Here is a 24,842-nt window from a genome sequence, read left to right as displayed (position 1 = left end):
ATGCGAATGTCTCCGCCGGTGTTAATGCTTGCGTTCGAAGATTCGTTACGAATTTCGTAATCACCAAGTGCCCCCGCTCGAAAGGGTCCAATCTCGATGGACGATCTGGACCGCGAGATCCTGTCGATCCTGCGTCGGGATTCGCGAACGCCCTACACCGAAATCGCCGACGAGGTGGACACCTCCGAGGGCACCGTCCGCAACCGCGTCGAGCGCATGCTCGAGGACGGCGTGATCGAACGCTTCACCGTCGCTACCCACACCGGGAACATCAAGGCGATGATCGAAGTCGAGGTGGACGTCGACGTCGACACCCAGGCCGTCTCGGAGTCGATGGCCGACTGGGCCCAGGTCGACTTCGTCTGGATGGTCTCCGGCGAGCAGGACATCGTCCTCGTCGTCGACGCGCCCGACACCCAGGGCGTCAACGACCTGATCACGCAGGCCCGGGAGCTCTCCGAGGTCGTCAACACGAAGACGCGGCTCATTCTCGACGAGCAACTCGGCTGAGAACGATCCCTGCCGATTCGATCCAGCTAGCTCGACGTGTCTCCCTTCAGCCGGTGGATCGCGCTGTAGACCGGTGTGAGCACCCGGTCGAGCCGGTACTCCCGCACCGCCGGTTCCACGCGACCGTCACGGATCGCGTCGACGACGCTCTCCGGCGTGAGTTCCTCGGCGTCCACACGCGTGTACGAACGACCGACTTCCACCGGGTAGTGAGCGTCGCTCCCGCCGACGATCGGACAGTCTCGCTCCTCGGCCAGCAGTGCCACCCGCTCCTTGTGGTGGGTGTGCTTGCCGTTGACCTCGACGGCGTCGGCCGTCGCGTCGGTCTCTCGGACGGTGCTCGCCCGGAACGGATGCGGGATGATCGCGGCGCAACCCCGTTCGTGTGCCAGGTCGATCGCCTCGTCGGGCGCGAGCGTACCGGGCTCCGTGAACGCCGGCGGATCGGGGCCGACGACGAGCAGGTGCCCCCGGGTCGTCGAGATCTCGATCCCGGGGAGCGTGAGGAACTCGTCCGGCTGATCCGGCCCCCTGGCCGCGGTGCCGCCGTCGAGTCGGACGTCGCTGCCCTGGTGGGCACCCGCTCGCCGGGCGTGGGGATGACCCGTGGGGAGCCACGAGTAGTCGTGGTTCGTCACCGCCAGGGCGTCGAGCCCCCGTCGCTTCGCCAGCGCCGTCAGCAATCGGGCGCCCACGGGATCGAACGCCGTCGATCGTGCCTCGAAGCCGTGGAAGAACCGGGTGTGCGTGTGGAGGTCGACGGCGTACACGAACCAAGGGAGGCCGCGCAAGCACTTTTTACTGTCGTCGCGAAGGGGACACATGTCCCCGCCAGCGCCTCTAGCCGGCAGTGACGGCGATCGCGTCCTCGTCCTCAACCCCGCCGCCGGCGACGGCGAGCACGCGGCCACGATCTACGACCTCGCCGGCCAGTACGACTTCGAGATCCGTGAGACAGATTCCGCCGAGGACGTCGTCGAGACGGCGGCCGACGCAGCGCCGGACGCGTCGATGCTCGCCGCTGCGGGCGGCGACGGCACGCTGACCCGTGCAGTCCGGGGGATCGACCGGGCGGACGCCTTCGACGATACGACGTTCGGCGTGGTCCCCGCCGGCACCGGCAACAGCTTCGCGGGGAATCTCGGTATTACCGGCCTGGAACACGCCTTCGAGGTGCTGACCGAGGGCGAGATCCGGACGATCGACGTCGGAACGATCGACGACACCCCGTTCCTGAACTCCGTCGTCGCCGGCCTGACCGCCGAATCCAGCGCCGACACAGCATCGGCGTCGAAAGAGCGCTGGGGCGTGCTCGCCTACGCGATGACGACCGCGAGCACGGCGGCGGCCTTCGACGGCCTCCACCTGACGATCGATCCGGTCGACAGCGACCCCTGGGAGACCGAGGCCGGCATCGTCATGATCGGCAACGGTCGACGATTTCCCCGTCCCGGTGGCAGCCAGGCGCACCTCGAAGACGGTCTGCTCGACGTGGCGGTGGTCGAGCAGGCGTCGACGCTGGAACTCGCGGGCCAGTCGCTGCGCCACGCGGTCAGCGAGGCCGACGGCGTCGCGGAGTTCCGCACGCAGTCCGTGACCGTCGAGATCCACGGCGATCGCGATCGGATCAGCGTCGACGGCGAAATCGAGACCGCGGAGTCGTTCAGCGCCGGCGTCCGCCCGGGCGTCCTCGAACTCGCGGTCGGCGAGAGCTACGATCCCGACCCCGACGGCTACGAATCCGACCCCGACGGCGACGACCCCGAACCTGAGCGCGACGACCCCGAACCGGACGGGTCCGCGGACGCAGATTCGGTCCCCACGGGCCTCGAGGAGCAGTGACCGGACGGTTCGAGTCGAAGCCGCTATCAATGGCGTTGCCGTGCATCGCCACATGGGTACCACGGAGAACGACGCCGGATCTGCCGAAGCGGCCGACGTCGGGGGCAGCGAGGAGGGCGCCGACGCCGAGGAGCCACTCGAACACCCCAACGCGGGCCAGGACGTCATCGCCGTCGACGAGCAGGACGAGACGGAGGGGACCGTCAACCGACTCGACGCCCACACGGGCGAGGGCATCCGCCACCGCGCCTTCACCTGCCTGCTGTTCGACGAGGACGGCCGAATCCTCCTCGCCCAGCGCAGCCCCGACAAGCGCCTCTGGGACACCCACTGGGACGGCACCGTCGCCTCCCATCCGGTCGAGGGCCAGACCCAGGAAGAGGCCACCGAGGAGCGCCTCGAAGAGGAACTCGGCATCACGCCCGACCAGTACACCGACCTCCGCGTCACGGACCGCTTCGAGTACAAGCGCTACTTCGAGGACCAGGGCGTCGAGCACGAGGTCTGTGCCGTCCTGCAGGCGACGCTGACCGACACCGACCTCGATCCCGACGAGGGGGAGGTCGCTGGCGTGCTCTGGGCGCCGTACGATCGACTGCACGAGAACCCGCGCTGGTACCGGCAGCTACGACTGTGTCCGTGGTTCGAGATCGCGATGCGGCGGGACGTGGACTGAGGGGAGTCCGGGACCGCTTTCGGTGACTATCCTCGTCTCTGTAGAAGTCTAAGCAAACAGCCCTCAGGGTCTAAACAGGGGTTCATCATCCAGATACTGCTCCGCAGTTCCCCTCACTTTTCGACCGGGAGTAGTCGAACTCGTCGATGTATTCAGTCGGATATCTTGGACCAACCCGCACCCGATCATCTGTTATCTCTATGACGTCTTGATTCAGCTCTGGAATCTCGGTAAATCTGGATGGGCGACGAAGACGTATCGTGGTTGTCGATTCAGTGACAGAGTGAACGGAAATGCCGCGTGCGTTGCATTCATCGACCCGAGCTCACTCGACGCAGAACGGCTCCCTGCTCCCCGTATGCACAGATCGTGAGGCCATCGAGATCTTGGTATCTGGAGTCCACTATTCGCATTCTCACCTCTCCTGCAATTGGATACTGGTCTGAGTCGTTGGGGATGTCGAACGAGATGTCCACACGGCTTTCATATGTGTCAACGTATTCTTCTCCACGTTGATCTCCGGTGTCGATACACCCTCCGAGAAGTACCATCGAACCGACCACGGCGAATAGTAGAATGAGTTGAATTACTCTCATCGATCTATTGATTCTATATTGACATAAGGGATTTCTTCAATTCTAGCAGGTCACAGTACTCATGTATTTGGCACTAACGCTAATTCATCACGGTCGGTTGCTCTTTCGGGCCGGTAGCCAACTCCGTCAATGGAATCCCGAACGTAGTACATTATCAACGTCTTCCCGTCCCAGAGGTCGTCAGAGTGGATTATGATGTATTCCGGGATTTCATCTGTAGAAATGGAGACTGGGAGGGGAGTAGAGTCATTGTAGATGGTTCCCAAGTTCTGGCTATCGATCAATTCGTATTCTTCTGAATATAGATATATCGTGATGTTTTGGTATTTGTCCTGAGGCGGGGTAGGACCTGAGAGCTCGACTTCTCCGTGTATCGCGAATGACTCGTCCTCGTCGGTGGAATTCCCGTCATACTCAATGGTCGCACCTTTCCTGGATCGATGGAGCAGCCACTCATCGCTGCCATGATTACGACGACGCCAATGCCCATCTCCGCTTCATGATTCCTCCACCGTTATCAACATTCCAATAGTCCGTTTTCTGACGTCGCGTGGTTGGACGCCAGTCGCTCGGATTCGTCGAAGTAGCAGTAGGACGTTTCGACGAAGGTCGGATACGCCGTCATATTAGCCAGATTGAATTAACAGTCCAACAACTCCTCATTCGAGGAGGCCCGATTGAAGCCCCATCGTTCCTCTGACTCAAGATAGCAATACGACGCGACAGTCATGTCCTCGTGCCAGAAGTCTGGTGAAGTGAACGTAATGTACTGAGTGGATCGAGGGAGCGTTGTAGAGACGTTCAATCGTTCGTTTGCACTGAGGGTACCGATTCGCTCCTGGTAAATGACAGATCGGTTCCGGTCATATGCCGATACTGTCACATTCTGATAGTTGCCCTGCTCCTCTACCCCATTGATATACAAGTACCCAGTGAGGACAGTACCGTTTCCAGTCTGCTCCATGCGACCTTCGTAGCTCACTCTGGCAGTGTCGTCAGTTGGGGTGTATCCGCACCCAGCGAGGAGAGTCAATATGACGAGTGAGACCGCGATGTAGGAGATTCTGCTTCGGCTCATAACGAATCAGATGTCTATGTCCTCTTCCAAGTATTGCAGCAACGACCGATCCTCATCATAGTCATTCGCCGTGAACAGTTCCTGTATACTGAAGGCGAAATATCGAGAGCCATTATAAGTGTGACTCATTTGAGTATCCCAGCCCGGACCCATTATACTCCAAATTCTTGCGTCAGGTCCGGACACAAGGCGCTCCTGGCTTGGGTCGTCACCCGTATTAGTGTATATTTCCCAGTTTTGTCTTATCATATCGATATCGATGCTGATGGGTGGCCATTCAACTCCCCAACCGACTGTATCTTGGAGTGCTGCATCATCTGCCCGTCCAATATTTACGCCATGGCCGATCTCATGGATGAGTGTTTTCGCTCCAACGACTTCGATTGGACTATCATAATATCGATACTCTGGCATGGTTGCTCTATCGACGCTATTGGCCTCATTGGATAGACCGTCGGTGAACAGTGCGATATGTCGAAGCTTCCAGAGATTGATCCCGGTTTGGTCCCCTCCTCCCGGAATGTTTCCACCGGATCTATCTAATACTAGAACATTCTCGTCATTGTTCCCCGAATCCGATAGATCTGCGATTCCTCGAATTTCCAGGAAACCAAATCCATTATTTGAGTCAGTTACATGGCTGTCAACGAAATTCGCGGAGAGGGTTTGGTCCCTAACAATATTAATATCATATCCATACAACGCGTAATTTGCTTCGATGCCCCTTGTCCAGTTTGAGGTATGCAGTCGTAGATCAGCGTTGGTGTAATAGTCAATTTCATAGGTGGCACTTGGTGAAGGTATTCTACTGTCCGAAGTAGGATCGGTTCCCCAGTGGAGTTCGCCGAGATGTGTTCGAAACCTCGTTCGTCCCGTCATTATCAATGTCCGCACCTCTCGTGGAAGGAGCTTCCGTCACTTCGTGCAGTCCCACCTGGTTTTCAACGATTTCATGTCCTGAAATACCGTCGCCAGATTGGAGGTTCTCTCGATAGAGGATGACGGTATCAGACCTTCCGGCTCCGTACACGCCAATCCAACCATCCCACCAGCCGTCACTGTCGGTGTCTGCATCGGTTGGATCGGTTCCGGATTCATCGAGTGTGTACCGGGCGAACGTCGTGGTAACTGTTCTAGCTGTCCCAGGCAAGGTATACTCGGCACGTCCGTACTCGGGAATCCCGTGCACTTCCTGCCCGTCAGTGAGCCCGTCGTCGTCGGAATCGGGGTCCCACATGTCCAGGCCTCGATTCAGCTCCGCTTCGTTCGGTAGCCACACGTCAGCCCGCTCCGACCCGTCGAGAGCGGTGAACGAGAACTGTCCGAAGCCTGGCTCCCGTTCTTGGTACCCGTCTGCCGTCACGAAGTCGAAGTCGTCGGTGCCGTCGTCGAGTTCCCAAGTCTCGAGTTCGCTAACGGAGTCTGGGTTCCAGTCTTCGTCGTCGACGAAATTCGTCCGTTGTAGGCTGTTGACGTAGTGCTGGTGCGCCTGTGGGAATGTAGTGCTCTCGTATTCGTCTTCGACGTCGACGACAGAATTGATGACGTGTTCTTGGTGCTCCCTGGTGATCTCGTAGGTAACCCGCGATTCGGGGTCGGTGTGATACCGGACCTTCTCTTCGTAATCCGTCAGGCCGTCCAGATCGGTGTCCGAAAACAGCGGACTCGACGTGAAGTTCACTGTCTCCCTGGACTCGCCGGGGTGGAGTTGCTCCGTGCTATTCCAGCGGTACATCGCGTTGTTACGGTTCACCACCGCGACGGTCCAGTTGCCCGCCTCGACGGAGTCGTTTAGCCGGTCGCCGTCGGTGTCGATCTGGTCTGGATGGCTGTTGAGCCGGTAGAACTCCTGTTCCACGCTGTGTAGCTCGCCGTTGACGAAGTCCGCCTGCTCCTCCGATACGAACTCGCCGATCTCCTCTTCATCGTCCAGACCGTCGCCATCGGTGTCGGGGTCGAGCGGATCGGTCGAGATCCGCCCGTAGAACGCGGTCTCGAACCCGATCCGTTCGCGCTGGTCGGTGAAGCCGTCGCCGTCGGTGTCCTTCCAGATGGTGACGCCATCGAGACGCGCGCCAGCCAGGCCGGTGGTTTCGATGCTGAGCGTGAGCTCGTCGCTACTGGCCGACGGCGAGAGGTCCTCGTAGGTCTCCGAAAAGGAGAGGGTGCCGTTGCTCGTCGCCGACGCGAGTACGACGTCCCTGACGCCAGCGACCTCGACGGCGACCTTGGAGTTGTCGCCGACGACGGTCGCCGACCCGCTCCCGGTGATGGTGACGTTAGCGACGTCGCGCGGGATCGGGACCGAGTAGACCGAGACGGCCGAGTCGGGACACTCCCGCTCCTGATCGCCCGGGACGGTCTGGCACAGGTCGATCGGGGTCCCACCGCCGCCACCGTTGTCTTCTCGGGTGTAGTCGATCGAGAGGGAGCGAACGCTCAAGGAAGCAGGCCTGCGGCCAGACACGAGGAGCTGGACCCTCTCCCCACCGTCGACCGAGATGGTTTCTACAATACGCTTGTCGTCGACGCTGCCGCTGTTGATGTCGTAGATGGAAATGCCCCCAGCCAGGAAGGAGGCGCTCGAACGCGGGCCGGCGCTTCCACTGACCGTCGCCGATATCGTCATATGGGTGGCGTCCGCCGGAGTCGTGACGGTACGGACTGTATCTTGGAATCCACTCAACGCAACGAGTTCGCGATCGGTGTCCACTGAGGACGAACTCAGTGAGGTGCCCTGAGCGCCGACGACTCCCCGACCGGTCCCACGACGAGATTGCCGCCATCGACGCCACACTCGCCTTCGCAGTCTGCGGGCTCTTCGAATGATTCTACGTTGTAGGCGGAACTCTCGTTCGGGTCGACGCTGAACTGCTCGTCGAGGACGCTCGGCGAGAGGACGGTGTAGACGCCTGTCTGGTTGGTCCGTCCGCTGATGGTGTCGTTTTCGGCGTCGACGGTCGAAGCGACCGGCTCGTAGAATTGCGCGCTGTAGTTCAGCCGGTAGACGGCGAGATCGGTTTCGTTCGTGGGGACGGCAGATTCGTCGTAGGTGAATTCGACGGTGGCGGTGTCGTAGGACCGCTCCGCGTCGAGGCGGATCAACTCGGTGGCTCGCGCCGGGTCCACGAGGTCGTTCCGCAGGCCGACCCTGGTCTCGTTCGTGACTGAGGCGTCACCCGCGACGTCCCCTGGACCGGTGAAGGTGACCGACACATTCACCGATTCGTTCGCGACGCTCGTGGTGAACGTCTCGTTGCCGTCGAGAATTCCGTCGTCGTCCATGTCGGTATCGAGGGGATCCGTCCCGACGTCGAGCTCCGAGGCGTCCGCGAGGCCGTCGTCGTCGGTGTCTGCCAGCAGCGGATCAGTGCCCAACTCGAGTTCCTCCGGATCGGAGAGTCCGTCCCGATCACCGTCACTCGAGTTGTAGTGGCTCCCGGCTTCGAGCTCTTCCGCGTTGGTCAACCCATCGCCGTCGGGGTCCTCGTCGCCGTCGAGCACGGTGTCGTTGTCCGTGTCTTCGTCCAGCGGATCGGTCGGGAGCAGTCGCAGTTCGTCGCCGTCGAGGAGGCCGTCCGCGTCCGTGTCGTTCACGAGCGGGTCGAGGCCAGCCTCGAGTTCGACGACGGTGGCGAGGTAGTCCGCGTCGAGGTCCTCGACGCCGTCGACGACGCCATTGTCGGACTCGTTCCGGTCGGTCACTGCGGAATCCGAGTCCGCATCGAGCGGATCGGTCTCCGTTACGTTCGCTTCGACGGCGTCGGAGAGTCCGTCCCCGTCGAGCAGGAGCGTCACGGAGTCGGACCCGACGATCCGCTGTCCACGCTCGCTTCGCGTCTCGGCTTCGATTTCGACCGTCGCCGTCTGGCGCTCCAGTTCCAGCGTCGTCGCGAACGGAACCCGAGAGGCAGGTGCCCTGGCACTCCGGAGCGGGATTTCTCGAGCGTCTCCGTTTACGGTGACAGTGAGATTCTCGAGTTGTCCGGATCGAACGGCGAAGACGCTTCCCCGGATCGTGTAGTTCCCGCTCCCGTTCCGGATTGGATCGGCACGGCGCTGGAGTTCGATCTCGGGATCGGTGCGTCGCTGGAGCCGATCCATGAGGCGGTTCGATCGCGTGAAGGCCTGGCGATACCCGGCGATTGCTGCGTTCGACTGCCCGCGCTCACGTCGCTCTTGTCCGACCTCGTACTGGCGCTGGGCCGCGTCCAACTGTTGTCGAGCGCGTTGGATGTTGAAATCCGCATTCCGTGCTTCGAGTGCGTTGACGGTCCGGTTCGCGTCGGCCATCGTCGTCTCGGCGAGTCGAGCCTGGGATGCGAGCAGACGATTAGAGACCTCGGGGGCGGTCTGCTTCGTGCGCGCGATGACCTGCGTGTCCCAGTCGAACAGCCGAACGTCACTCGCCCGGTTCGGCCCGACGTAGTACTGGAACGTGTCGTTGATTCGCTCCTGGAGCCGTTCGTTCGCTCCCGGTCCGCCGCGTATCGACGCGTTCTCCAGAAGCTGGTAGGCTTCGAAGCGAAGTTCCAGAGAACTCGCGTTTTCGTCGTAAGACGTGGGCTCACTGTTCGACTGCTCGCCGGGTGGCGAACTGTCGACCCGTCCGACGTCCTGCGTAGCTGGTTCGGCTGCGAGTGCAGCCGGTGTCACCATCGAGAGGACGAGGAGAACGGTGAACAAGACTGCACAGATACGGTCGGCACTGGCCATTGGCAACGAGATTAAATCGACCCATTATAATTATTTTGGACATCCTCTTTGGATAATCGGATTGCACTGCGTATTTACTCAAATAGTTAGAACGTTTCCGCTCTCCGATTGATACTCCGGCCGCTGCCAACGCTTCCGTCGATTCCGTTGCTGGCTCGGTCGGCACGAGAATATGTTGCTCCGCCTGCGGTCCCGCTTTCGGGATGTGCGCCCGGAAGCGCTCCTCAGCGAGTACCGTTGGACGAATATGCAAATCGGCGGACGAGGCGCTACCATCATTGCAGTTCCAACGGGGCCAGTCTGCCGAATGACGAGATTCCGCCCGAGTGCCGTCCCAACTTCGACCCGATTTTGTTCCATGTTAACGAGCCACAAGGATTTTTACCTCCTCCCTCGTATTTGGGGTGAGGGACGACCTCCCTCGGTGCACAGATGAGCACGACCGCCACTCCCCCAGCGCCCGACGGACTGGACCTCAGCCGAGCCGAGCAGTGGGTGCTCCACCACGTCATGGTCGAGCACGTCGACCGGGCCTACGAGGCCAACGACGCACCGCCCTGGTGGGCGGTATCGATCGCTGGGAAACTCGAGACAGGCGGCGACGCCGGCCCCTCCCCGGGCACCGGCGTCGAGCTCGGCGACCGCGTGACGACCTTCGAAGCCTGGCGGATCCGCCAGGCGCTCGTCGAGTACGCGGATCGCACCGACGTGCCCGAGGACGACGCCGACCTCGCCTGGCGCATCGTCGAACGCCTCGAGACGGACTTCGAGGCCGCGCCGCGCGCGATCAGATAAGTTCCTGTTGAGGATTTTTCCAGGACGTACCGCTACCCGATCCCCCAGAACGTACCCCTGCCCGACTTCGCACGAATAGCGCCCGTCCCTCACGGTCGCGTCGTCGCCCAGACCGCCGCGGCGGCCAGCACCAGCCCCGGAATCATCGGCAGAATGAGCAACCGGACGCGCCACTCCAGCGCCGGCGGCTGCAGGTAGATCACGATCGGGACGACGAACAGCGACAGGAAGATGCCGACGAGCAGGACGTCCCCGCGCCAGCTCCAGGTTCGGCCGTCGGCGTCGGGGTGGGTCACCTCGTCGCCGGGGCGGTGCGTCGTCGTGCGGGTCGGCTCGCCGCTCCCGTCGTCGGCCGACTCCGCCGGACCGTCGGCTGCGTCGCGATCACCCTCGGCAGACTCGCCCGGTCCATCGCTCGTCGCTGACACGCGTCGATCTCGGTGTCGTGGATGCATAGTGACTTCGAAGCCGGCTGGGGGTCCGAGCGTCGACGAAGCGCGCGCACTCGGCACCGTTTCTCCCCAGGAAACGGCGCGAGGGGCCCTTGTGGGGAACGCGCCAACGATCGGATAGCATGACGGAAGACGACGGCCTGCAACGGTGTGGGCTCGGCATCCGTGGTATCGCGATGACGGTCGACTCCTTCGTCTGGCTGGCGCTATTCATGATCGCAACGCTGGCCATCGGGGCAGCGACTGGACAGGTCGAAACGACCGCCAACGAGGTGGACGCGACGGTGGAGGGAACGGCGGGGACGGTCGCGTTCCTGACCTGGCTCGGCCTCGGCGTCGGCTATCACACTGTCCTCGAGTGGAAGTATGGCAAGACGCTCGGCAAGTACCTCGTGGGGATCGAGGCCGTCGAGGCGGACGGCTCCGTCCTCTCCCTCCGCTCGTCGCTCGTCCGGAACCTCCTGCGACTGATCGACTGGCTCCCGATGTTCTACGGGATCGCGATCGTGCTCGTGGCGATCTCCAGCGACCACGAGCGACTCGGCGATCGCCTCGGCGGCACGGCCGTCGTCAGGAACTGATCGGACTCACCGGTTCCCGCTGACGCTCCCCTTCCCTCCGGCCCCGTTTTCGGCGAGCCCCTCCTCGGTTACTCGACCTCGTACCGTGCGACGACGCCGGACTCGTCGTCGACGGTCGCGATTACGTGGACCTCGTCGCCCTCGGGATCGACGTAGACGGTGAGGTACTCGATCACGTCCGTGTCCGAGGTACTGTTCTCCCACTCCGACTCGACGGTCCGGACCGTGATCGAATCGACGTCGAGTTCCGCCTCGACGTACACGTCGACGCGATCCTCAGCGGGCGTGTACTCGAATCGGAACGCGTCCTCGGGCACCCCAGCGTCGACGGCCGGCGGCACCTCGTCGTCCGGATCGGGATGCTCATCGCCGGACCCGCCCTGCTCGTCGCGCGGCTGCATGCGCACGTCGAGCACATCGTTCCCGTATGCCGCCGACACCGACACCCGGTCCGATTCGATGGTGCTCTCGCGGTCGATGCCCGCCGACCCAAACCGCGACGCCACTCGATTCTGGGCCGGGCTTGCGCCGTCGACTCCGTACGCCGACAACGAGGCGCGCAGCTCGGTCGTGTTCGGATCGAACTCGATCGAGGCGTAGAGATCGGTCCAGGGGTCGATCGCGTCTTGGGGCAGGGCGTCCCCCGGCTCGCCGAAGAAGTAGGGCTCGAGGTCGGGATCACCCAGCCAGCCGACCCCGATGTGTCCTTCGCGGGCGGTGTCGAAGAGCCACCCCAGACGATCGTGTGCCTCGGTGGCGGCCGTGCGCTCGCCACGGAACGTGTCGATCACCGCCTCGATCCCTGCGCGATCGTCCGCAACCACGACCGCGGCGTCGTCGACGGCGACGACACCCTGTTGCTGCGTCGTCGGTTCGTACCGTTCGAACCCACCGTACTCGTCGACGCGTTCGTGGGGGATCGAGAACGGACTGTCGGGCGACCCGGAACGGAGTTCCTCCGCCGCCCGTGCGGTGTCGACGTCCCCGGGTGCCACGAGCACGTCGTTCGCGTTGATCAACTTCGTCACCGGTGTCGCCGATTCCTCCGGGTCGACCAGGTAGCCCAGCCCTGCCGCGTAGAGGCCGATGCTCGCGAGCCCGGTCATACGGGCACCCAACGCCAGCGGGACCGTGAGCATCGGATCGTCGACGCCATCCAGTCCACGGATCTGCGGCGTGTACCCCGGACCGCTGGCCTCTTCTGCGTCCGGGAGGATCAACGGTAGCAGTGGTTCGGACTCCTGGGTCTCCGCGTCGATCTCGAGGTCGAGGTGGGCCGCCACGAGCCCGGACTGGCTCCGCGGGAGCCACCGGGTGAACGACCGCTCACCCGCCCCGCCGCGAGCGAAGATGCAGCCAGCCGTCGCTGCCGCCGCGGCGAAGGCTCCGGTGCGAAGTAGCGCTCGTCGATCGAGTCGTGTCATCGGTCGGCTCGAATGCAACGATCTGCGTTCGATCGTCGCCGTTGGACGATCCCACGACCGTGGGCATGAAAAGTGGTCGTGATTGCGGAATCCCGCGGCGTCCCGCTGGCGCCCGCTCCCGACGGCGAACCTGGATCTCCGTCGCTATCGATCGGCGTCGAAGTGCTCTTCGAGGAGCTTCCGCTGGCCCGCCCGGAGGTGATAGAGGAGGGTCGGCGCGGTGATATCGAGCGCCTCGGCGACCTCCTCGGCGGTGCTCCCCCGCGGCGACTCGAAGTACTCGGCGAACAGCGCCGTCCGCAACGCCCGCTCCTGGTACTCGGTGAGTCGGTCGTGCAACGCCGAGCCCACCTCGGCTGCAGTGGGATCGGTTCGCTGGCGTTCCAGCTTCGCTTCGACGCTCGCGTCGAATGCACGGACGAAGGCGTCGGCGATGCGGCGAACGTCCTCCTCGGGCGGGACCTCGACGGTCACGCGGTGCTCGCCGGGTTCGAAGGTCGCGGACTCGAGGGTCAGCCCCTGGGAATCAAGGACGCCGATCGGCGTCGAGGGTGCGATCGCCGCCTCGATCGACCCCGCCGCGTCCTCCGTCGAGACGATGCGCGTCGCCGACACTGCCTCGCGGTCCTGCAGCGCCGACGCGACGGTCGACGGCGCTGCCGACGCGACGTCGAGGTAACAGAGTAGGTCCTCGCCGCGGTGAACCGTTCCTTCCAGCGACAGCGCGGCGTCGGCCTCGACGGCACTCTCGACGAACGGGGACGCGACGCCGGTCAGGTCGAACCGCAGTTCGACGACGGTGCTCGATTCGAGCAGCGCGCGCTGTCGCGTCGCGTTGATCGCGAAGCCCGCCATCTCACCGACCGTGGCGAAGCTACTCGCCTCGCGGTCGGAGAACGCCGCCCGGTCCGACGCGTAGACGCCGACGACGCCGTAGACGCTCGAGCCGTACCGGAGCGGGATCGCGAGCAGCGACTGGAGCCCGTCGGCGAAGGCCGCGCGGCGGATCGGCTCCGGCACCGACTCGTCGGCGCCGAGTGGCTGCACGACCTCGACCGACCCGCTGTCGATCACGCGCCGCTCCGGAATTGCCTCGTCGCCCGCGAGCAGTGTCTCGATCGCGTCGAGCGTCTGATCGGTCGTCCCGTCTGCGGCTCTGATCGCGATGCCGTCCGAGCCGATCTCCCGCTCACCGACCCACGCGAAGTCGAACCGGTCGGCCGTTCCCAGGCGATCGCAGATCCGCGTGGCGATCTCCGAGCGCGTCGAGGCGTCGACCAGCGCGTCGAGCACGTCCGCGACGAGTTCGTTCGTGAGTCCGAGCCGATCGAGGTCGTCGACGAGCTCGGCCTCCCGACGCTCCGCGCGGTGTTCGTCCGTCGTCTCCTCGACGTAGAGGACCGTCCCGCCCTCGCCGTCCGGGACGACCGTCACCGCGAGCCAGTGCTCGAGTGCGGGGTAGTACTCCTCGATGGGCCGATCGCGTGGGTCCCGGTCCACCCCCTCGGTTGCCGGCTCCGCCGCGAGCGCTTCCCGTACGCCCTCGTCCACCGACCGCGGAAACACGTCGTCGAGGGGCTCACCCTCGGCGTCGTCGGGAGTCACGGACAGCAACTCACAGGCACGGGGATTGAGCGACCGAACGCAGTCGTTCGCGTCCAGTGCGACGACCCCGATCGGCGCGTGCTCGAGTGGGTCCCCCATCGCACGTAGGTGGCTCCGTGATCCGCTTAAACGCTCTCGTCCGGGCGCGCCCGGCGGTCGTTCGTGGCGCGTCATCGGGCGTCGCTCTCGGACAGGGTGTCGTCGGCGTCGAAGTCCACGCCAACGATCTCGAAGCGCGCGCCCCCGTCGTCCCCGGTCGTCGCCGCGACCGTCCAGCCGTGTCGATCGGCGATCCGATCGACGATCGCCAGGCCGAGCCCCGTCCCGTGCTCCTCGCCGCTGACGCCGGGGTCGAAGAGCCGGTCTCGAATATCCTCGGGGATCCCAGAACCGTCGTCTTCGACGGAGAACCCGTCGGGATCCGTGAGCCGGTCGACGGTCACAGTCAGTTCCGCCGGCGATCCATCGTCGGCGACCCTGGCTCCCGGGTGTTTCTCTCCACCCGCTTCGGGAGGCAGCCCGTGGTCGGCGGCGTCCTCGCGAGACGACTTCGATCGAGGGCTCGTCGAGCCGTGCTCGACGGCGTCTTCACGAGGGTGTGCCGAGTGAAGGCTCGTCGAGCCGTGCTCGACGGCGTTACGGAACAGGTTCTCGAAGATGCGGCGGACGCCGCTCTCGTCTGCCTCGACCGCGGGGAACGGCCCCCGAACGGCCAGCCTAGCCCGCCCAGTCCGGCAGTCCGCCCAGGCCCGCTCCGCCACGGCGCCGACGTCGATCGACTCGGTGCGGTCGGCCGCGCCGGTGTCTGCCAGGGCGACCACGTCGTCGATGCGTCGGTCCAGCCGGTCGAGGGCACGCTCGACGTGCTCGAAGTGTTCGTCGTCGGCCCGCTCGCGTCCTGCTCGCAGGCGGGCCTTCGCGACGTCGAGTGGGTTCCGGAGGTCGTGGCCGATCGCGCTCGCGAACGCGGCCAACGACTGCTCGGTGGTCGGGTCGGCTTTCCCGCGGTCCTCGCCGTTCGCCACAGCCGTTGCATCGGTCCTCGCATCCGACTCGCCCCGTCCCGGCCCTGGGCCCGGGCCTGCCCAGACATCGGCGAGCAGCACGACCAGCGCACCACCCTCGCTGACCGGGATCGAGAGGAGCACGTGCGAATCGCCAGCGCCCGATGAGCTCTCGTCCTCGTTCGTCCGCCGAATCGACTGCCGTAGCCCGGACTCGAGTCGTGCGGGCGTCAGCGCACCGTCGTCGACGTCGAAGCCCGCAGCTGTGAGCGCGTCGTGGAGCCGGCTGTCCACGGTCACGTCGCCGAATCGCGAGCGGAACGGTTCGTTCACGCCCGCGATCCGTGGCGTGCCGTCGACGATGTCCACGGCGATCGTCGGCAAGGGAGCGTCCTCGAGGGCGACGGTGCCGCCGGTTGGCGCCTCACCCGTCATCGAGGCTCTCGTCGTGGTATTGCAGATGGCGGGGGTGTGGTCGGGCCATTGTCGATGCGTTCGCGTCGATGTTCGATTCCAGTCGGGCCCACAAAGGCCTGCGGTCTAGCTACACAGACGACGCTCGGCGTGTACTCCCTTTCGCAGCGTTGCTGGGGCTGAATCGCTGCCTCGGGGTTTCCGTTCCTGGCGGTCAACCGGTGGAACACATGCGCGCTCGAACGAAGATCGGCACGCTCGTACTGCTCGCAATCGCGGTCCCCGCAGCGCTCGCCGTCTGGGTCGACGAAGACCGTCCTGCACCGGAGCTGCCCGACGACGAGAACTGGTCCTGACGGTCCCGGTCGGTCACTCGTCGGTTCGACCGACGTCGTCGAACGAGGAGAGGAGGTCGCTCGGATCGTCGAGGAGCCGGCCGACGCGGCGCCGGAGCGCCTCGACGCGCGTCTCTAGCTCGCCGTATCGCTCGTGGGAGCGCCGCTCTTCCTCTGGAAACTCCGCCGCGATGACGCGTCGCTTGGCCTCGGTGCCGAAGTAGTCGCCGAGCAGTTCGTGACCGAGGATACTACACTGCTGATCGACCGCGGCCACGAGATCCTCGCGATCGACCGGTTTGCAGAGGTAGTCGTCGAAGGGCATGTCGAGGACGTCGAACCCTGGATCGATCGCCGTGACCATCACCACTCGGCCGCGGAACGCCGCGTCCTGGAGTTCGTCGAGTACCTCGTCGCCGGAGGTTCCGGGCATGTGCCGATCGAGGAGGACGACGTCGAAGGTGCCGTCCGCGACGGTGTCCAGGGCAGCCTGCCCGCCGTACGCCGTCTCGACGTCGGCGACGTCGCGCAGCCGAAGCGCGTAGGCGTCTGCGACCTCGCGTTCGTCGTCGACGATCAGCACGCGTGGGCGATCGGCCGCCCCGGTGTCTGCGTCCTGCTGATCGTCCATCGTTCGACCGGTCGTTTTCGCCGAATCGTGATAAACTGCCCCCGTTCGGCTCCGTCGCCGTCGGTGGCCTCCGACACCTGTAGCCGTCCGAACTGGCGGTCCCCGTGCTAGCAGCCGATGGTTGCGGGGCCGTGCTCGATGCTCCCGATCTAGACTACTAGACGCCACTCGACCCGGCGATCCAGATAGTTAGCACGAGTCGCCAGGGAGCCGGGACCGTTCGATCCAGGTACGATGTCGGACGCATATCGCTCGATCGACGATCCCGGCGGAATCGAGACTGGAGCACCACGCGGTCAGCGCGACGACGAACCGCCTGCGCCGTCGACCGAGGCCGTCCTCGATCTTCTGGGCGACGACTACGCACGCGAAGCGATCGAGGCGATTCGAACCGAGCCTCGCAGCGGCGCCGAGGTCGCTGCGGCGACCGGGATGTCGAAGCCGACCGCGTTCCGCAGGCTCAACGCGCTCGTCGAGGTCGGGTTCGCGTCGGTCCGCCGGCGCATCGACCCCGACGGCGGCCATCACAGCAAGGTGTACTACTTCGTCGCCGACTCGCTCTCCGTCGAGTTCGACGACGCGACCCGCGTCACCGTCGAGCGGGCGGACTCGCCCGACGCTGGCGTCCGGGCCCGCTCCGCAGCGGACTAGCTGTGGCGGTCGACTGCAGCGGGCCCGTGGAACAGAGTTAACGGGGAGCCGGGGTTGAGCATCGATCGTCAGCCGTCGCTCCGGTAGCTGGGCCACCGTCACGCGCCACGACGCCGCACCGCACGACCGCACGTCCGCTTCAGATGATCGCCTCTGCCATCCCACTCGACGCCGTCGCCGCTGCCGTCGCGGTCCTGCTCTCGGTCGGGCTCACCCTGCACCTCCTCCACCGCCGCTCGAGGCCCGCGGCGGGCCCGCTGCTCGGCGTGGCGCTCGCGCTCACGGCCGCGAGCGCGCTCCACCTCGCGACCACCGCTCCGGTCGCGGACGCGCTCTCCCGAGTCCTGCCGATCGGAGTTCGCGTCGATGGCTGGTGGGTAATCCAGGGGGCGACCGTCGGGACCGTCGCCGGCGGCCTCTGGGCACTGTTTGCGCTCGCCTACGTCGGACGCGGCCGCCGACTGTTCGTAGCGGTTGCGGGCGCCGTGGCGGTCCTCTCGACGGCCGCGATCACGGTCACGTTCCTCGCCGCTAGCCGCGGGCGAACCGCAGCACACGTCGATGCACTCGCACTCTGCTATCTCGCGACGGCGATCCTGGCCGCTGTCGGTATCGGGCTCCTGATGCTCGCCTCGGTTCGGCAGAACGCGTTCCCCGTCGCCGAACCGCTGCTCCTGTCGGCCGGAGCGGTGGCGCTGCTTTCGGGGGTGCAGCTGGCGCAGGTGATCGGCCACCGCTGGCTGTTCCCCGGCTCGCTCGCCGTGGCGAGCGCTGCCCTGCTCGTGCCAGTCGTGCGTTATCCACTGTTCGACACGCTGCCAGCCGCCCGCGTCGCCGGTCGGGATCGGGTGTTCGACGCGCTCTCAGCGGGCGTCATCGTCGTCGACGAGGCGGACCGCGTTCGCGACCTGAACGATCGCGCCGCGTCGCTGTTCGACCTGGAACCGGACGCCGTGCAGGGAGCGGCTCTCGACGAGGTGCTCGGTTTCGACCTGGACCTGGAGACGCTCGCGACTGCTCGCGAGGGCGTCCGGACGACGACGGCGGACCACCGGACGCTCGCACTGACGACGACGCCGATCCGCGGGAGCGGCGCCCGGCAGTACGGCCACGTCCTGGTCTGCTCGGACGTCACCGACCGGCGCGTCCGCGAGGAGCAACTGGCGTTGCTCCGCCGGTTCGTCGTCGACGTCGTCGGCACCCGGATGGAGACGGCGGCGACCACCGCTACGGCGGCTGCCGACCAGTGCGACGCTGGGACGTCGCCGACGGCGGCCGCCGACCGGATCTGGGAGAATGCGACGGCCGTGACGCGACTCGTCGCGAGTGCACGGGCGGTCGAACGCGGGATCGATACCGGCGATGGCAGGGCCTCGGACGGCCCGACCTCGACAACGACGTCGAACGGCGAGGCCATTCCAGCCCGGGACCTCCGTGCTACGGTCCGACACGCGGCGGCCTCCGCCGAGATGGACGTATCGCCTCCCCCGTCGATCGACCCCGCCGACGGGCCGCTCCGGACGACGCTACCGACCCCACTCGTCCGGACGATTCTCGAGACGGTCCTCGACGACGTCGCTCGACGTGACCCGTCGGGGGTCGACCTCCGGGTCGCGGCAAGCGAGCGGCCGAGCATCGAGGTGCTCGCGACGTTCGAGACGGCCCCAGAGACGGACCTGCCGTCCATCCCGATCGCGCGCCTCGCAATCGAACGCGCCGGGGGCCGAGTGTCGACGTCGACGCCCGGAGCCGCGAGCCTGCGCCTCTCGATGGAGCTCCCGGGGACCGGTGCTGCCGAGTCACGCCCGCCTGCAGCTACCGCGACCCGGTCGACGCCGAGCGTGACACGGTCCCGTGGACGGTCGGCGGCACCGGACGACGACCCGGACGGTGATCGACCGTGACGATGGCGTGGCTGCTCGCAGGGGTCGCGATTCTCGGCGGCTCGCTGACGCTCTCCGTTGCCCTGGACCCCACGCGGTCACGGCCGGCGACGGTCGCGCTGTCGGTACTCGTCGTCCTCCTCGGCGCGATCGCTGGCGTTCTCGCCCTCCTCGCTGCCAACGTCGGCGGAATCAGGGCCGACCCGACCGTCCAGCTCGCCCTGCTCGGTGGCTACGCGTTCGCCTCGTTGTGCTGGATCGCCTTCGCGACGGAGTACACGGGCACCGCGCCGACGACGACGCGGCGCTGGGTCGGCGCGCTCGCGCTGCTCGGCGTGCTGGCGGTCGGCAGCTCCGCGATCACGTGGCTCCACGACGCAGGTCGACGGGACTTCGGCGTGCTCGGGACGGTGTCGTACCTCAGCTCGTCCGTCCTCCAGATCGCCGTGTTCGCCCTGGGCCTACTCGGCGTGGTGCTCCTGGCCCGATCGACCCTCCGCTACGACGATCTGCCGGCCTGGCGTGGCGCCACACTGAGCCTCGGCGGGCTCGGCGTCGCGCTGTTGCCGTTCACGATCCCGCTCGGCCAGCAGCTGTCGACGACGGCCACGCTGGCGATCGGGCTCGGACAGGTCGGCGTCACCGTGGGCGTTCTGGGCCTCGGCGAGCTGCGAGGGGAGCTGCTCGCACCGGCACCGGCGGCCGGTCACCTCGCGCGGGAGACCGTGCTGGCTGCTCTCGACCACCCGGTCGTCGTCACCGACCACCGCCAGCGCGTGCTCGACGCCAACCGTTCCGCGACCCGAACGTTCGATCTCCCGCGATCGAACCTCCGCCGAGGGACGCTCTCCGAGCTGACCGGCCTCGACGTCGACGACCCCGATCGCACGATCGCGACGCCCGTCACCCTCCGCACGACCGGGGGCCGTCGCCAGTTCGAGGTCCGCCGAACGGACATCGACGGGGACGAGGGCCGCCCTGCGGGTGCCGTCTACCTCTTCCAGGACGTGACGGATCGGCGCACCCGCGAGCAGCAACTGCAGGTACTCAACCGCGTGCTTCGTCACACGCTCCGTAACGACCTCGACGCGATTCGCGGGTTCGCCGAGCCGGTTCGTGAGGGCGCACTGGATCGAGACGTGGCGGTCGAACAGCTCGACCGGATCGAGGGGCTGGCGACGGATCTCGTGGACCTCGCGGAGACGGTCGAGCACTCCGGCCGCCTCCTGACGGCCGAGCAGCTCGATCCGGCGGACTGCGATCTCGAAGCCATCGCGGGATCGGTGCTCGAGGCGGTCGACGCCGACGTGTCGCTGACTCGTTCCCAGTCGGCGCCCGTCGTCCACTCGGACCCGGAGATCGTCCGCCTGGTCGTCGCGGAGCTGGTCGAGAACGCCGTCGAGCACAGCGACCGCGACTCGCCCACGGTCTCCGTCGCCGTCACTGGAACTGCGGATGGCGCGACGCTGACGGTTCGCGACGACGGTCCCGGGATCCCCGAGTACGAGCAGCGCATTCTCCTCGGCGGCGAGGAGACGCCCGCGGCCCACGGCAGCGGCGTCGGCCTCTGGCTGGTCCACTGGGCCGTGACGCGACTCGGCGGGCGCCTGGAGTTCGGGGACAACGACCCGCGGGGCACCGTCGTCACCGTCTCGCTTCCGGATCTGTCCGACGCTCCCGACGCTTCCGGAGAGTACGTCTGACTCCACAGGCGTTCAAGTGCCTCCTACGAGGTCGTCAGCCGCTGCGGTTCGCGTCGCATCCAGTACATCGAAGTGCGCAGCCGGCGTCCGGCACCCTCAGAGTTCGCTGTCGGGCACGAGCACCACCTTTCCGAACCCCTCCCGTGACTCGAGTAGCTCGTGGCCCCGCGCCGTCTCGCTCATCGGCAGCGTCTCGCGGACCTCGACCTCGAACTCCCCGTTCCAGACTAGCTCCAGCGCGCGATCCAGCTCGCCGGGGCTCGCCATCGTCGAGCCGATCACCTGGAGCTGGTTCCAGAAGATCCGGCCGATCGACGTCTCGGGGTTCGGGCCGGTGGTCGCGCCGCAGGTGAGCACCCGGCCGCCCTTCGCGAGCGACCGAAGGGAGTCCTGCCAGGTCGCCGCGCCGACGTGATCGACGACGACGTCGACGCCCCGGCGGTCGGTCAGCTCGCGCACTCGGTCGGCGAAGTCCTCGCGCTCGTAGTCGATCGCGTGCTCGGCACCGAGGTCGCGGGCGGCGTCGAGCTTCGCCTCGCTCGAGCCGGTCGCGAACACGGTCGCCCCTGCGTGGTCGGCGATCTGCACTGCGGCGTGGCCGACACCGCCGCTCGCGCCGAGGACGAGCACCGTTTCGCCGGCGGAGACGTCCCCGCGCTCGATCAGCATGCGCCAGGCGGTGCCGAAGACGAGCGGTGCGGCACCGGCGGTCGCCCAGTCGACGCCGTCGGGCACCGGCACGAGGTTCTCCTCGGGAACGGCGGCGTACTCGGCGTGGACGCCCGGCAGGTGCTCGCCGAGCAGCGCGTACTCGACGCACATCGAGGGCTCGCCGCGCCGGCAGAACTCGCACGTCCCACAGCTGACCCCGGGCCATACGGCGACGCGATCGCCGGGCGCGAACCGTTCGATCGCCTCGCCCACGGCCTCGACGACGCCGGCACCGTCACACCCCGGCGTGTGGGGATAGGAGAGGTCGTTCCCAGGGAGCCCGCGCCGAGCCCAGACGTCGACGTGGTTGAGCGCGCCGGCTTTGACGTCGACGAGGACCTCGCCAGGCCCGGGTTCGGGTCGCTCGACCTCGGCGTACTCGATCACGTCGGTGCCCCCGGTGCCGGTGAACTGGACGGCCTTCATGCTCGCCAGTACCTTCGCTCGCGACATAACGCTCGGGGCGGGTGGTCCAGATCCGGCCCTGTGGCAGCCACGATCGACTCCGGAGGGCAAGACCTATGCCTGCGCCTCACTCAGCCTCGACCATGAGCGGCAGTGGCCAGAACTCCGGCGGCCTGATGTCAAGCGCGGGGCTCGTACGATATTTCGACTCCGAGGACAACAACGCGATCCGCATGGATCCCAAGAGCGTCATGGCCTTCGGCGTGCTCCTGGGCGCGTTCGTCCAGACGCTGACGATCGTCTACTGATCGCGCCGATCGTCTCCTCGATTTTCCGCTCTCGCCTCACCTGGTGACCAGCTAGTCTGGGAGCACCCCTGCCCGGCTTCGTCCGTCGTTCTTTTGCCCGCCCGTCTCCTTCGTACGCACAATGACGATTCGAGCGGGCGTGATCGCCGTGCAGGGCGACGTCGCCGAGCACGTCGCGGCCGTCGAGCAGGCTGGCGAGCGACTCGGACAGGACGTCGACGTCGTAGAGATTCGCGACGCCGGCGTCGTTCCCGACTGCGACGTGCTCCTCATGCCCGGCGGCGAGTCGACGACGATCTCCCGCACCCTCCAGCGCGAGGGGATCGCCCCCGAGATCGAGGCCCACGCGGACGCCGACAAACCGATCTTTGCGACCTGCGCGGGCCTGATCGTCTGCTCGCGGGACCCCCAGGACGATCGGGTGCAGGAACTCGGACTGCTCGACGTCGCCGTCGAGCGCAACGCCTTCGGCCGCCAGAAGCACAGCTTCGAAGCCGCCATCGACGTCACCGGCCTCGACGAGCCGTTCCCGGCGGTGTTCATCCGCGCTCCGGCGATCGACGACGTCGGCGAGGACGTCGAGGTGCTCGCGACCGTTCAGGGCCGCCCCGTCGCCGTTCGCCAGGGCGCCATCGTCGGAACTGCGTTCCACCCCGAACTGACCGACGACGCTCGACTCCACGACCTCGCGCTGTTCGAGCCGCTCGCGGCTGCGGACGCGTAGGCGGCAGCCGCCCCGAATCGGCGACTTTGCTTCCCGTCCTGGCGACCTGCAGAACGCATCGATTTCCGGGAGACAAGCGGACGCACGTCTCTAGCAAATTGAATCGACGAGGGCAGGGGAGTCGGCGGAGGGGCTGCCGGGCTCAGGCCGTCTTCTTCAGCGAGCCCGCGAGGACCTTCGCCGCGGTCGCGATCGGGTCCCAGACGGGGCTGAACGGCGGTGCGTACGCCAGATCGAGGGTTTCTACCTCCGTCACGGTCAGGCCCGCGTGGAGCGCCGTTGCGACTGTGTCGATCCGTTTCGCCCCTTCGCCCCCGACGACGCTCGCCCCGAGCACGCGCTCCGATTCGCGGTCTGCGACGAGCGTGACCGTCAGCTCCTGGGTCCCGGGGTAGTAGTGGGCCCGCGACGGCGCCGTAATCTCGACGGATACCGGGTCGAAGCCCGCGTCACGAGCACGCTCCTCGTCGATGATGCCCGTCCGTGCTGCGCCGACGTCGAACGCTTTCACGATGGCCGTCCCGGCGATTTCACCGACGTCCGTCGGTGTTCCCGTGACCGTCTGGCCGATCGCCCGTCCTGCCCGGTTCGCAGTCAGTGCGAGGGGGACGTGGTCGGCGTCACCGGTGACGACGTTCGTCGCCTCGGCACAGTCTCCTGCTGCGAAGACGGACTCGTAGTTCGTGCGGCCGTACTCGTCGATGGCGATGGCTCCCGTCTCGCCGATCTCGATGCCGGCGTCCGCGGCGAGCTCGACGTTCGGTTCCACGCCGACGCCGACCACGACGACGTCGGCCGGTATCGTCGCCGAATCGAGTTCGACCGAGGAGACGGCTTCTTCGCCGCCGAATCCCGCTACTGGCGTGTCCAGGTGAAGCTCGACGCCCTGTTCTCGAAGGTGGTCTTCGACGACCGTCGCGACCGACTCGCCGAACGGTTGGAGCACGTGCGGCAGCATCTCGAAGAGGTGGACGTCCAGCCCGCGGCTGGCGAGTGCCTCGGCCATCTCGATGCCCACGTAGCCGCCGCCGACGATGGCCGCCGTCTCGGGGTCGGTCTCCGACACGTACGTCTGAATCGCATCGGCATGGTCCAGGTCGTGGATCGTGAAGACGCCCTCGAGGTCCATGCCGGTGAACGGCGGTTCGATCGCTCGAGCCCCCGTCGCGATCAGTAACTGGTCGTACGGCTGCTCGAATCGGTCGTTGCCCGTCGACACCGTCACCGTCTGTGCATCGGGGTCGACGTCGACGACTTCGTGATTCGTCCGCAGATCGATGTCCCGCTCCGTCCGGAAGGCGTCGGGAGTGACCTGGACGAGGTCGTCCAGCGACTCGACGTCGCCTTTCACGTAATAGGGCATCCCACACGCGGCGTACGACACCCAGTCTCCCTTCTCGAAGGCGACGATCTCGAGGTCGGGGTTCTCGCGTCTGGCCTTGCTCGCGGCACTCATCCCGGCGGCGTCCCCGCCAATAACGACGAACGTGTCCGTCATACCTGCTAGTACGTGACCGATCCGCTAAGAGTCGGGATACTATTCTCAGCTACGTAGAATTGTCAAGACCGTACAAAACAGCGGCAGCAGATTATTTCTACCATTATAGGATGGAAGATCACCGTTCGAGCGGATCCAGCGGCCAGAGACGACTCCGCTGGACCCGATCCGCCTTGACCGTTCCAGCCGGCAGCACGCTACTAGCGACGGCAGGCTCCCGTAGCCACGGCAGCGTGCTAGTATCGACGGCGGCATCCTCTACCGACGGCAGCATGCTCTAACGACGCCAGTAACGGGGGA

Annotated in this window: 22 protein-coding genes; 11 read left to right on the top strand and 11 right to left on the bottom strand. The window is 65.9% G+C overall.

What is annotated here, in order from left to right:
• Positions 1-96: 96 nt before the first annotated feature.
• On the top strand, positions 97-510 hold the full coding sequence (locus tag L593_RS04560; RefSeq protein ID WP_020445761.1) for an Lrp/AsnC family transcriptional regulator: 414 nt from the start codon (positions 97-99) through the stop codon (positions 508-510).
• Between the two features lie 26 nt (positions 511-536).
• On the opposite strand, the gene L593_RS04555 is transcribed toward L593_RS04560, so the two are convergent.
• Positions 537-1,280: a PHP domain-containing protein gene (locus tag L593_RS04555; protein WP_020445760.1), complete on the bottom strand. Its 744-nt coding sequence runs from the start codon at positions 1,278-1,280 to the stop codon at positions 537-539.
• Between the two features lie 52 nt (positions 1,281-1,332).
• Between L593_RS04555 and L593_RS04550 the strand changes: the two genes are divergently transcribed.
• A complete protein-coding gene (locus L593_RS04550; RefSeq protein ID WP_020445759.1) occupies positions 1,333-2,352 on the top strand; it encodes a diacylglycerol kinase family protein in 1,020 nt (339 codons plus the stop codon).
• Positions 2,353-2,404: 52 nt separating this feature from the next.
• Positions 2,405-3,028: an NUDIX domain-containing protein gene (locus L593_RS04545; protein ID WP_020445758.1), complete on the top strand. Its 624-nt coding sequence runs from the start codon at positions 2,405-2,407 to the stop codon at positions 3,026-3,028.
• Between the two features lie 1,680 nt (positions 3,029-4,708).
• Here L593_RS04545 and L593_RS15525 read toward each other — a convergent pair.
• From L593_RS15525 to L593_RS04535, 3 genes are all read right to left on the bottom strand, one after another.
• A complete protein-coding gene (locus L593_RS15525; protein ID WP_144060696.1) occupies positions 4,709-5,581 on the bottom strand; it encodes a hypothetical protein in 873 nt (290 codons plus the stop codon).
• Positions 5,508-7,331, bottom strand: a complete 1,824-nt coding sequence (locus L593_RS04540; RefSeq protein WP_049893852.1) for a hypothetical protein — start codon at positions 7,329-7,331, stop codon at positions 5,508-5,510. The genes L593_RS15525 and L593_RS04540 overlap by 74 nt, the downstream gene beginning before the upstream one ends.
• Before the next feature lie 95 nt (positions 7,332-7,426).
• The gene (locus tag L593_RS04535) at positions 7,427-9,418 is read right to left on the bottom strand and encodes a hypothetical protein (protein ID WP_049893850.1); all 1,992 of its coding nucleotides are present in this window, start codon (positions 9,416-9,418) and stop codon (positions 7,427-7,429) included.
• A 432-nt stretch (positions 9,419-9,850) separates the two neighbouring features.
• Here L593_RS04535 and L593_RS04530 point away from each other — a divergent pair, with 432 nt between their 5' ends.
• Complete coding sequence (locus L593_RS04530; protein WP_020445757.1) at positions 9,851-10,213, top strand: hypothetical protein; 363 nt, start codon at positions 9,851-9,853, stop codon at positions 10,211-10,213.
• An 89-nt stretch (positions 10,214-10,302) separates the two neighbouring features.
• Here the strand turns inward: L593_RS04530 and L593_RS04525 are convergent, their stop codons facing one another.
• Positions 10,303-10,641, bottom strand: coding sequence for a hypothetical protein (locus L593_RS04525; protein WP_020445756.1), 339 nt, complete (start codon positions 10,639-10,641; stop codon positions 10,303-10,305).
• Between the two features lie 146 nt (positions 10,642-10,787).
• On the opposite strand from L593_RS04525, the gene L593_RS04520 reads away from it, so the two are divergent.
• Positions 10,788-11,246, top strand: a complete 459-nt coding sequence (locus L593_RS04520) for an RDD family protein (RefSeq protein ID WP_020445755.1) — start codon at positions 10,788-10,790, stop codon at positions 11,244-11,246.
• 68 nt (positions 11,247-11,314) lie between these two features.
• On the opposite strand, the gene L593_RS04515 is transcribed toward L593_RS04520, so the two are convergent.
• The 3 genes from L593_RS04515 to L593_RS04505 all read right to left on the bottom strand — a co-directional run bounded on the left by L593_RS04515 (position 11,315) and on the right by L593_RS04505 (position 15,714).
• On the bottom strand, positions 11,315-12,670 hold the full coding sequence (locus L593_RS04515; RefSeq protein WP_020445754.1) for a hypothetical protein: 1,356 nt from the start codon (positions 12,668-12,670) through the stop codon (positions 11,315-11,317).
• A 144-nt stretch (positions 12,671-12,814) separates the two neighbouring features.
• Positions 12,815-14,374, bottom strand: coding sequence for a bacterio-opsin activator domain-containing protein (locus L593_RS04510; RefSeq protein ID WP_020445753.1), 1,560 nt, complete (start codon positions 14,372-14,374; stop codon positions 12,815-12,817).
• Positions 14,375-14,445: 71 nt separating this feature from the next.
• Positions 14,446-15,714, bottom strand: a complete 1,269-nt coding sequence (locus L593_RS04505) for a HAMP domain-containing sensor histidine kinase (RefSeq protein ID WP_020445752.1) — start codon at positions 15,712-15,714, stop codon at positions 14,446-14,448.
• A gap of 209 nt (positions 15,715-15,923) precedes the next feature.
• On the opposite strand from L593_RS04505, the gene L593_RS16385 reads away from it, so the two are divergent.
• Positions 15,924-16,049, top strand: coding sequence for a hypothetical protein (locus L593_RS16385; RefSeq protein ID WP_255347063.1), 126 nt, complete (start codon positions 15,924-15,926; stop codon positions 16,047-16,049).
• A 13-nt stretch (positions 16,050-16,062) separates the two neighbouring features.
• On the opposite strand, the gene L593_RS04500 is transcribed toward L593_RS16385, so the two are convergent.
• Positions 16,063-16,659 (bottom strand): response regulator, encoded by a 597-nt coding sequence (locus L593_RS04500; protein WP_020445751.1) that lies wholly within the window; start codon positions 16,657-16,659, stop codon positions 16,063-16,065.
• 234 nt (positions 16,660-16,893) lie between these two features.
• Between L593_RS04500 and L593_RS04495 the strand changes: the two genes are divergently transcribed.
• The 3 genes from L593_RS04495 (at position 16,894) to L593_RS04485 (ending at position 20,896) form a co-directional block, all read left to right on the top strand.
• Positions 16,894-17,310: a winged helix-turn-helix domain-containing protein gene (locus L593_RS04495; protein WP_020445750.1), complete on the top strand. Its 417-nt coding sequence runs from the start codon at positions 16,894-16,896 to the stop codon at positions 17,308-17,310.
• Between the two features lie 143 nt (positions 17,311-17,453).
• The gene (locus L593_RS04490; protein WP_020445749.1) at positions 17,454-19,214 is read left to right on the top strand and encodes a PAS domain-containing protein; all 1,761 of its coding nucleotides are present in this window, start codon (positions 17,454-17,456) and stop codon (positions 19,212-19,214) included.
• Positions 19,215-19,216: 2 nt separating this feature from the next.
• Entirely contained in the window at positions 19,217-20,896 is a 1,680-nt protein-coding gene (locus L593_RS04485) for a sensor histidine kinase (protein ID WP_020445748.1), read from the top strand.
• Positions 20,897-20,992: 96 nt separating this feature from the next.
• On the opposite strand, the gene L593_RS04480 is transcribed toward L593_RS04485, so the two are convergent.
• Positions 20,993-22,033 carry a zinc-binding dehydrogenase gene (locus L593_RS04480; RefSeq protein WP_020445747.1) on the bottom strand — a complete coding sequence of 347 codons (1,041 nt, stop codon included), beginning with the start codon at positions 22,031-22,033 and terminating at the stop codon, positions 20,993-20,995.
• A gap of 122 nt (positions 22,034-22,155) precedes the next feature.
• Between L593_RS04480 and L593_RS04475 the strand changes: the two genes are divergently transcribed.
• A complete protein-coding gene (locus L593_RS04475; RefSeq protein ID WP_020445746.1) occupies positions 22,156-22,320 on the top strand; it encodes a preprotein translocase subunit Sec61beta in 165 nt (54 codons plus the stop codon).
• 127 nt (positions 22,321-22,447) lie between these two features.
• Positions 22,448-23,044, top strand: coding sequence for a pyridoxal 5'-phosphate synthase glutaminase subunit PdxT (gene pdxT / locus L593_RS04470; protein WP_049894299.1), 597 nt, complete (start codon positions 22,448-22,450; stop codon positions 23,042-23,044).
• Between the two features lie 142 nt (positions 23,045-23,186).
• Here the strand turns inward: pdxT and L593_RS04465 are convergent, their stop codons facing one another.
• Entirely contained in the window at positions 23,187-24,542 is a 1,356-nt protein-coding gene (locus L593_RS04465; RefSeq protein WP_020445744.1) for an FAD-dependent oxidoreductase, read from the bottom strand.
• Between the last annotated feature and the right edge of the window lie 300 nt (positions 24,543-24,842).

The sequence above is a fragment of the Salinarchaeum sp. Harcht-Bsk1 genome, from assembly GCF_000403645.1.
GTDB lineage: Archaea > Halobacteriota > Halobacteria > Halobacteriales > Salinarchaeaceae > Salinarchaeum.
Note: the sequence above shows the minus strand (reverse complement) of the source record. Positions and strands in the feature narration are given on the sequence as shown.

Excerpts from the sequence above, each read along its gene's own strand:
- L593_RS04560 (WP_020445761.1), top strand. The coding sequence starts at position 97 with ATGGACGATCTGGACCGCGAGATCCTGTCGATCCTGCGTCGGGATTCG.
- L593_RS04550 (WP_020445759.1), top strand. The coding sequence starts at position 1,333 with ATGTCCCCGCCAGCGCCTCTAGCCGGCAGTGACGGCGATCGCGTCCTC.
- L593_RS04545 (WP_020445758.1), top strand. The coding sequence starts at position 2,405 with ATGGGTACCACGGAGAACGACGCCGGATCTGCCGAAGCGGCCGACGTC.
- L593_RS15525 (WP_144060696.1), bottom strand. The coding sequence starts at position 5,581 with ATGACGGGACGAACGAGGTTTCGAACACATCTCGGCGAACTCCACTGG.
- L593_RS04540 (WP_049893852.1), bottom strand. The coding sequence starts at position 7,331 with ATGACGATATCGGCGACGGTCAGTGGAAGCGCCGGCCCGCGTTCGAGC.
- L593_RS04535 (WP_049893850.1), bottom strand. The coding sequence starts at position 9,418 with ATGGCCAGTGCCGACCGTATCTGTGCAGTCTTGTTCACCGTTCTCCTC.
- L593_RS04530 (WP_020445757.1), top strand. The coding sequence starts at position 9,851 with ATGAGCACGACCGCCACTCCCCCAGCGCCCGACGGACTGGACCTCAGC.
- L593_RS04520 (WP_020445755.1), top strand. The coding sequence starts at position 10,788 with ATGACGGAAGACGACGGCCTGCAACGGTGTGGGCTCGGCATCCGTGGT.
- L593_RS04515 (WP_020445754.1), bottom strand. The coding sequence starts at position 12,670 with ATGACACGACTCGATCGACGAGCGCTACTTCGCACCGGAGCCTTCGCC.
- L593_RS04510 (WP_020445753.1), bottom strand. The coding sequence starts at position 14,374 with ATGGGGGACCCACTCGAGCACGCGCCGATCGGGGTCGTCGCACTGGAC.
- L593_RS04505 (WP_020445752.1), bottom strand. The coding sequence starts at position 15,714 with ATGACGGGTGAGGCGCCAACCGGCGGCACCGTCGCCCTCGAGGACGCT.
- L593_RS16385 (WP_255347063.1), top strand. The coding sequence starts at position 15,924 with ATGCGCGCTCGAACGAAGATCGGCACGCTCGTACTGCTCGCAATCGCG.
- L593_RS04500 (WP_020445751.1), bottom strand. The coding sequence starts at position 16,659 with ATGGACGATCAGCAGGACGCAGACACCGGGGCGGCCGATCGCCCACGC.
- L593_RS04495 (WP_020445750.1), top strand. The coding sequence starts at position 16,894 with ATGTCGGACGCATATCGCTCGATCGACGATCCCGGCGGAATCGAGACT.
- L593_RS04490 (WP_020445749.1), top strand. The coding sequence starts at position 17,454 with ATGATCGCCTCTGCCATCCCACTCGACGCCGTCGCCGCTGCCGTCGCG.
- L593_RS04485 (WP_020445748.1), top strand. The coding sequence starts at position 19,217 with ATGGCGTGGCTGCTCGCAGGGGTCGCGATTCTCGGCGGCTCGCTGACG.
- L593_RS04480 (WP_020445747.1), bottom strand. The coding sequence starts at position 22,033 with ATGAAGGCCGTCCAGTTCACCGGCACCGGGGGCACCGACGTGATCGAG.
- L593_RS04475 (WP_020445746.1), top strand. The coding sequence starts at position 22,156 with ATGAGCGGCAGTGGCCAGAACTCCGGCGGCCTGATGTCAAGCGCGGGG.
- L593_RS04465 (WP_020445744.1), bottom strand. The coding sequence starts at position 24,542 with ATGACGGACACGTTCGTCGTTATTGGCGGGGACGCCGCCGGGATGAGT.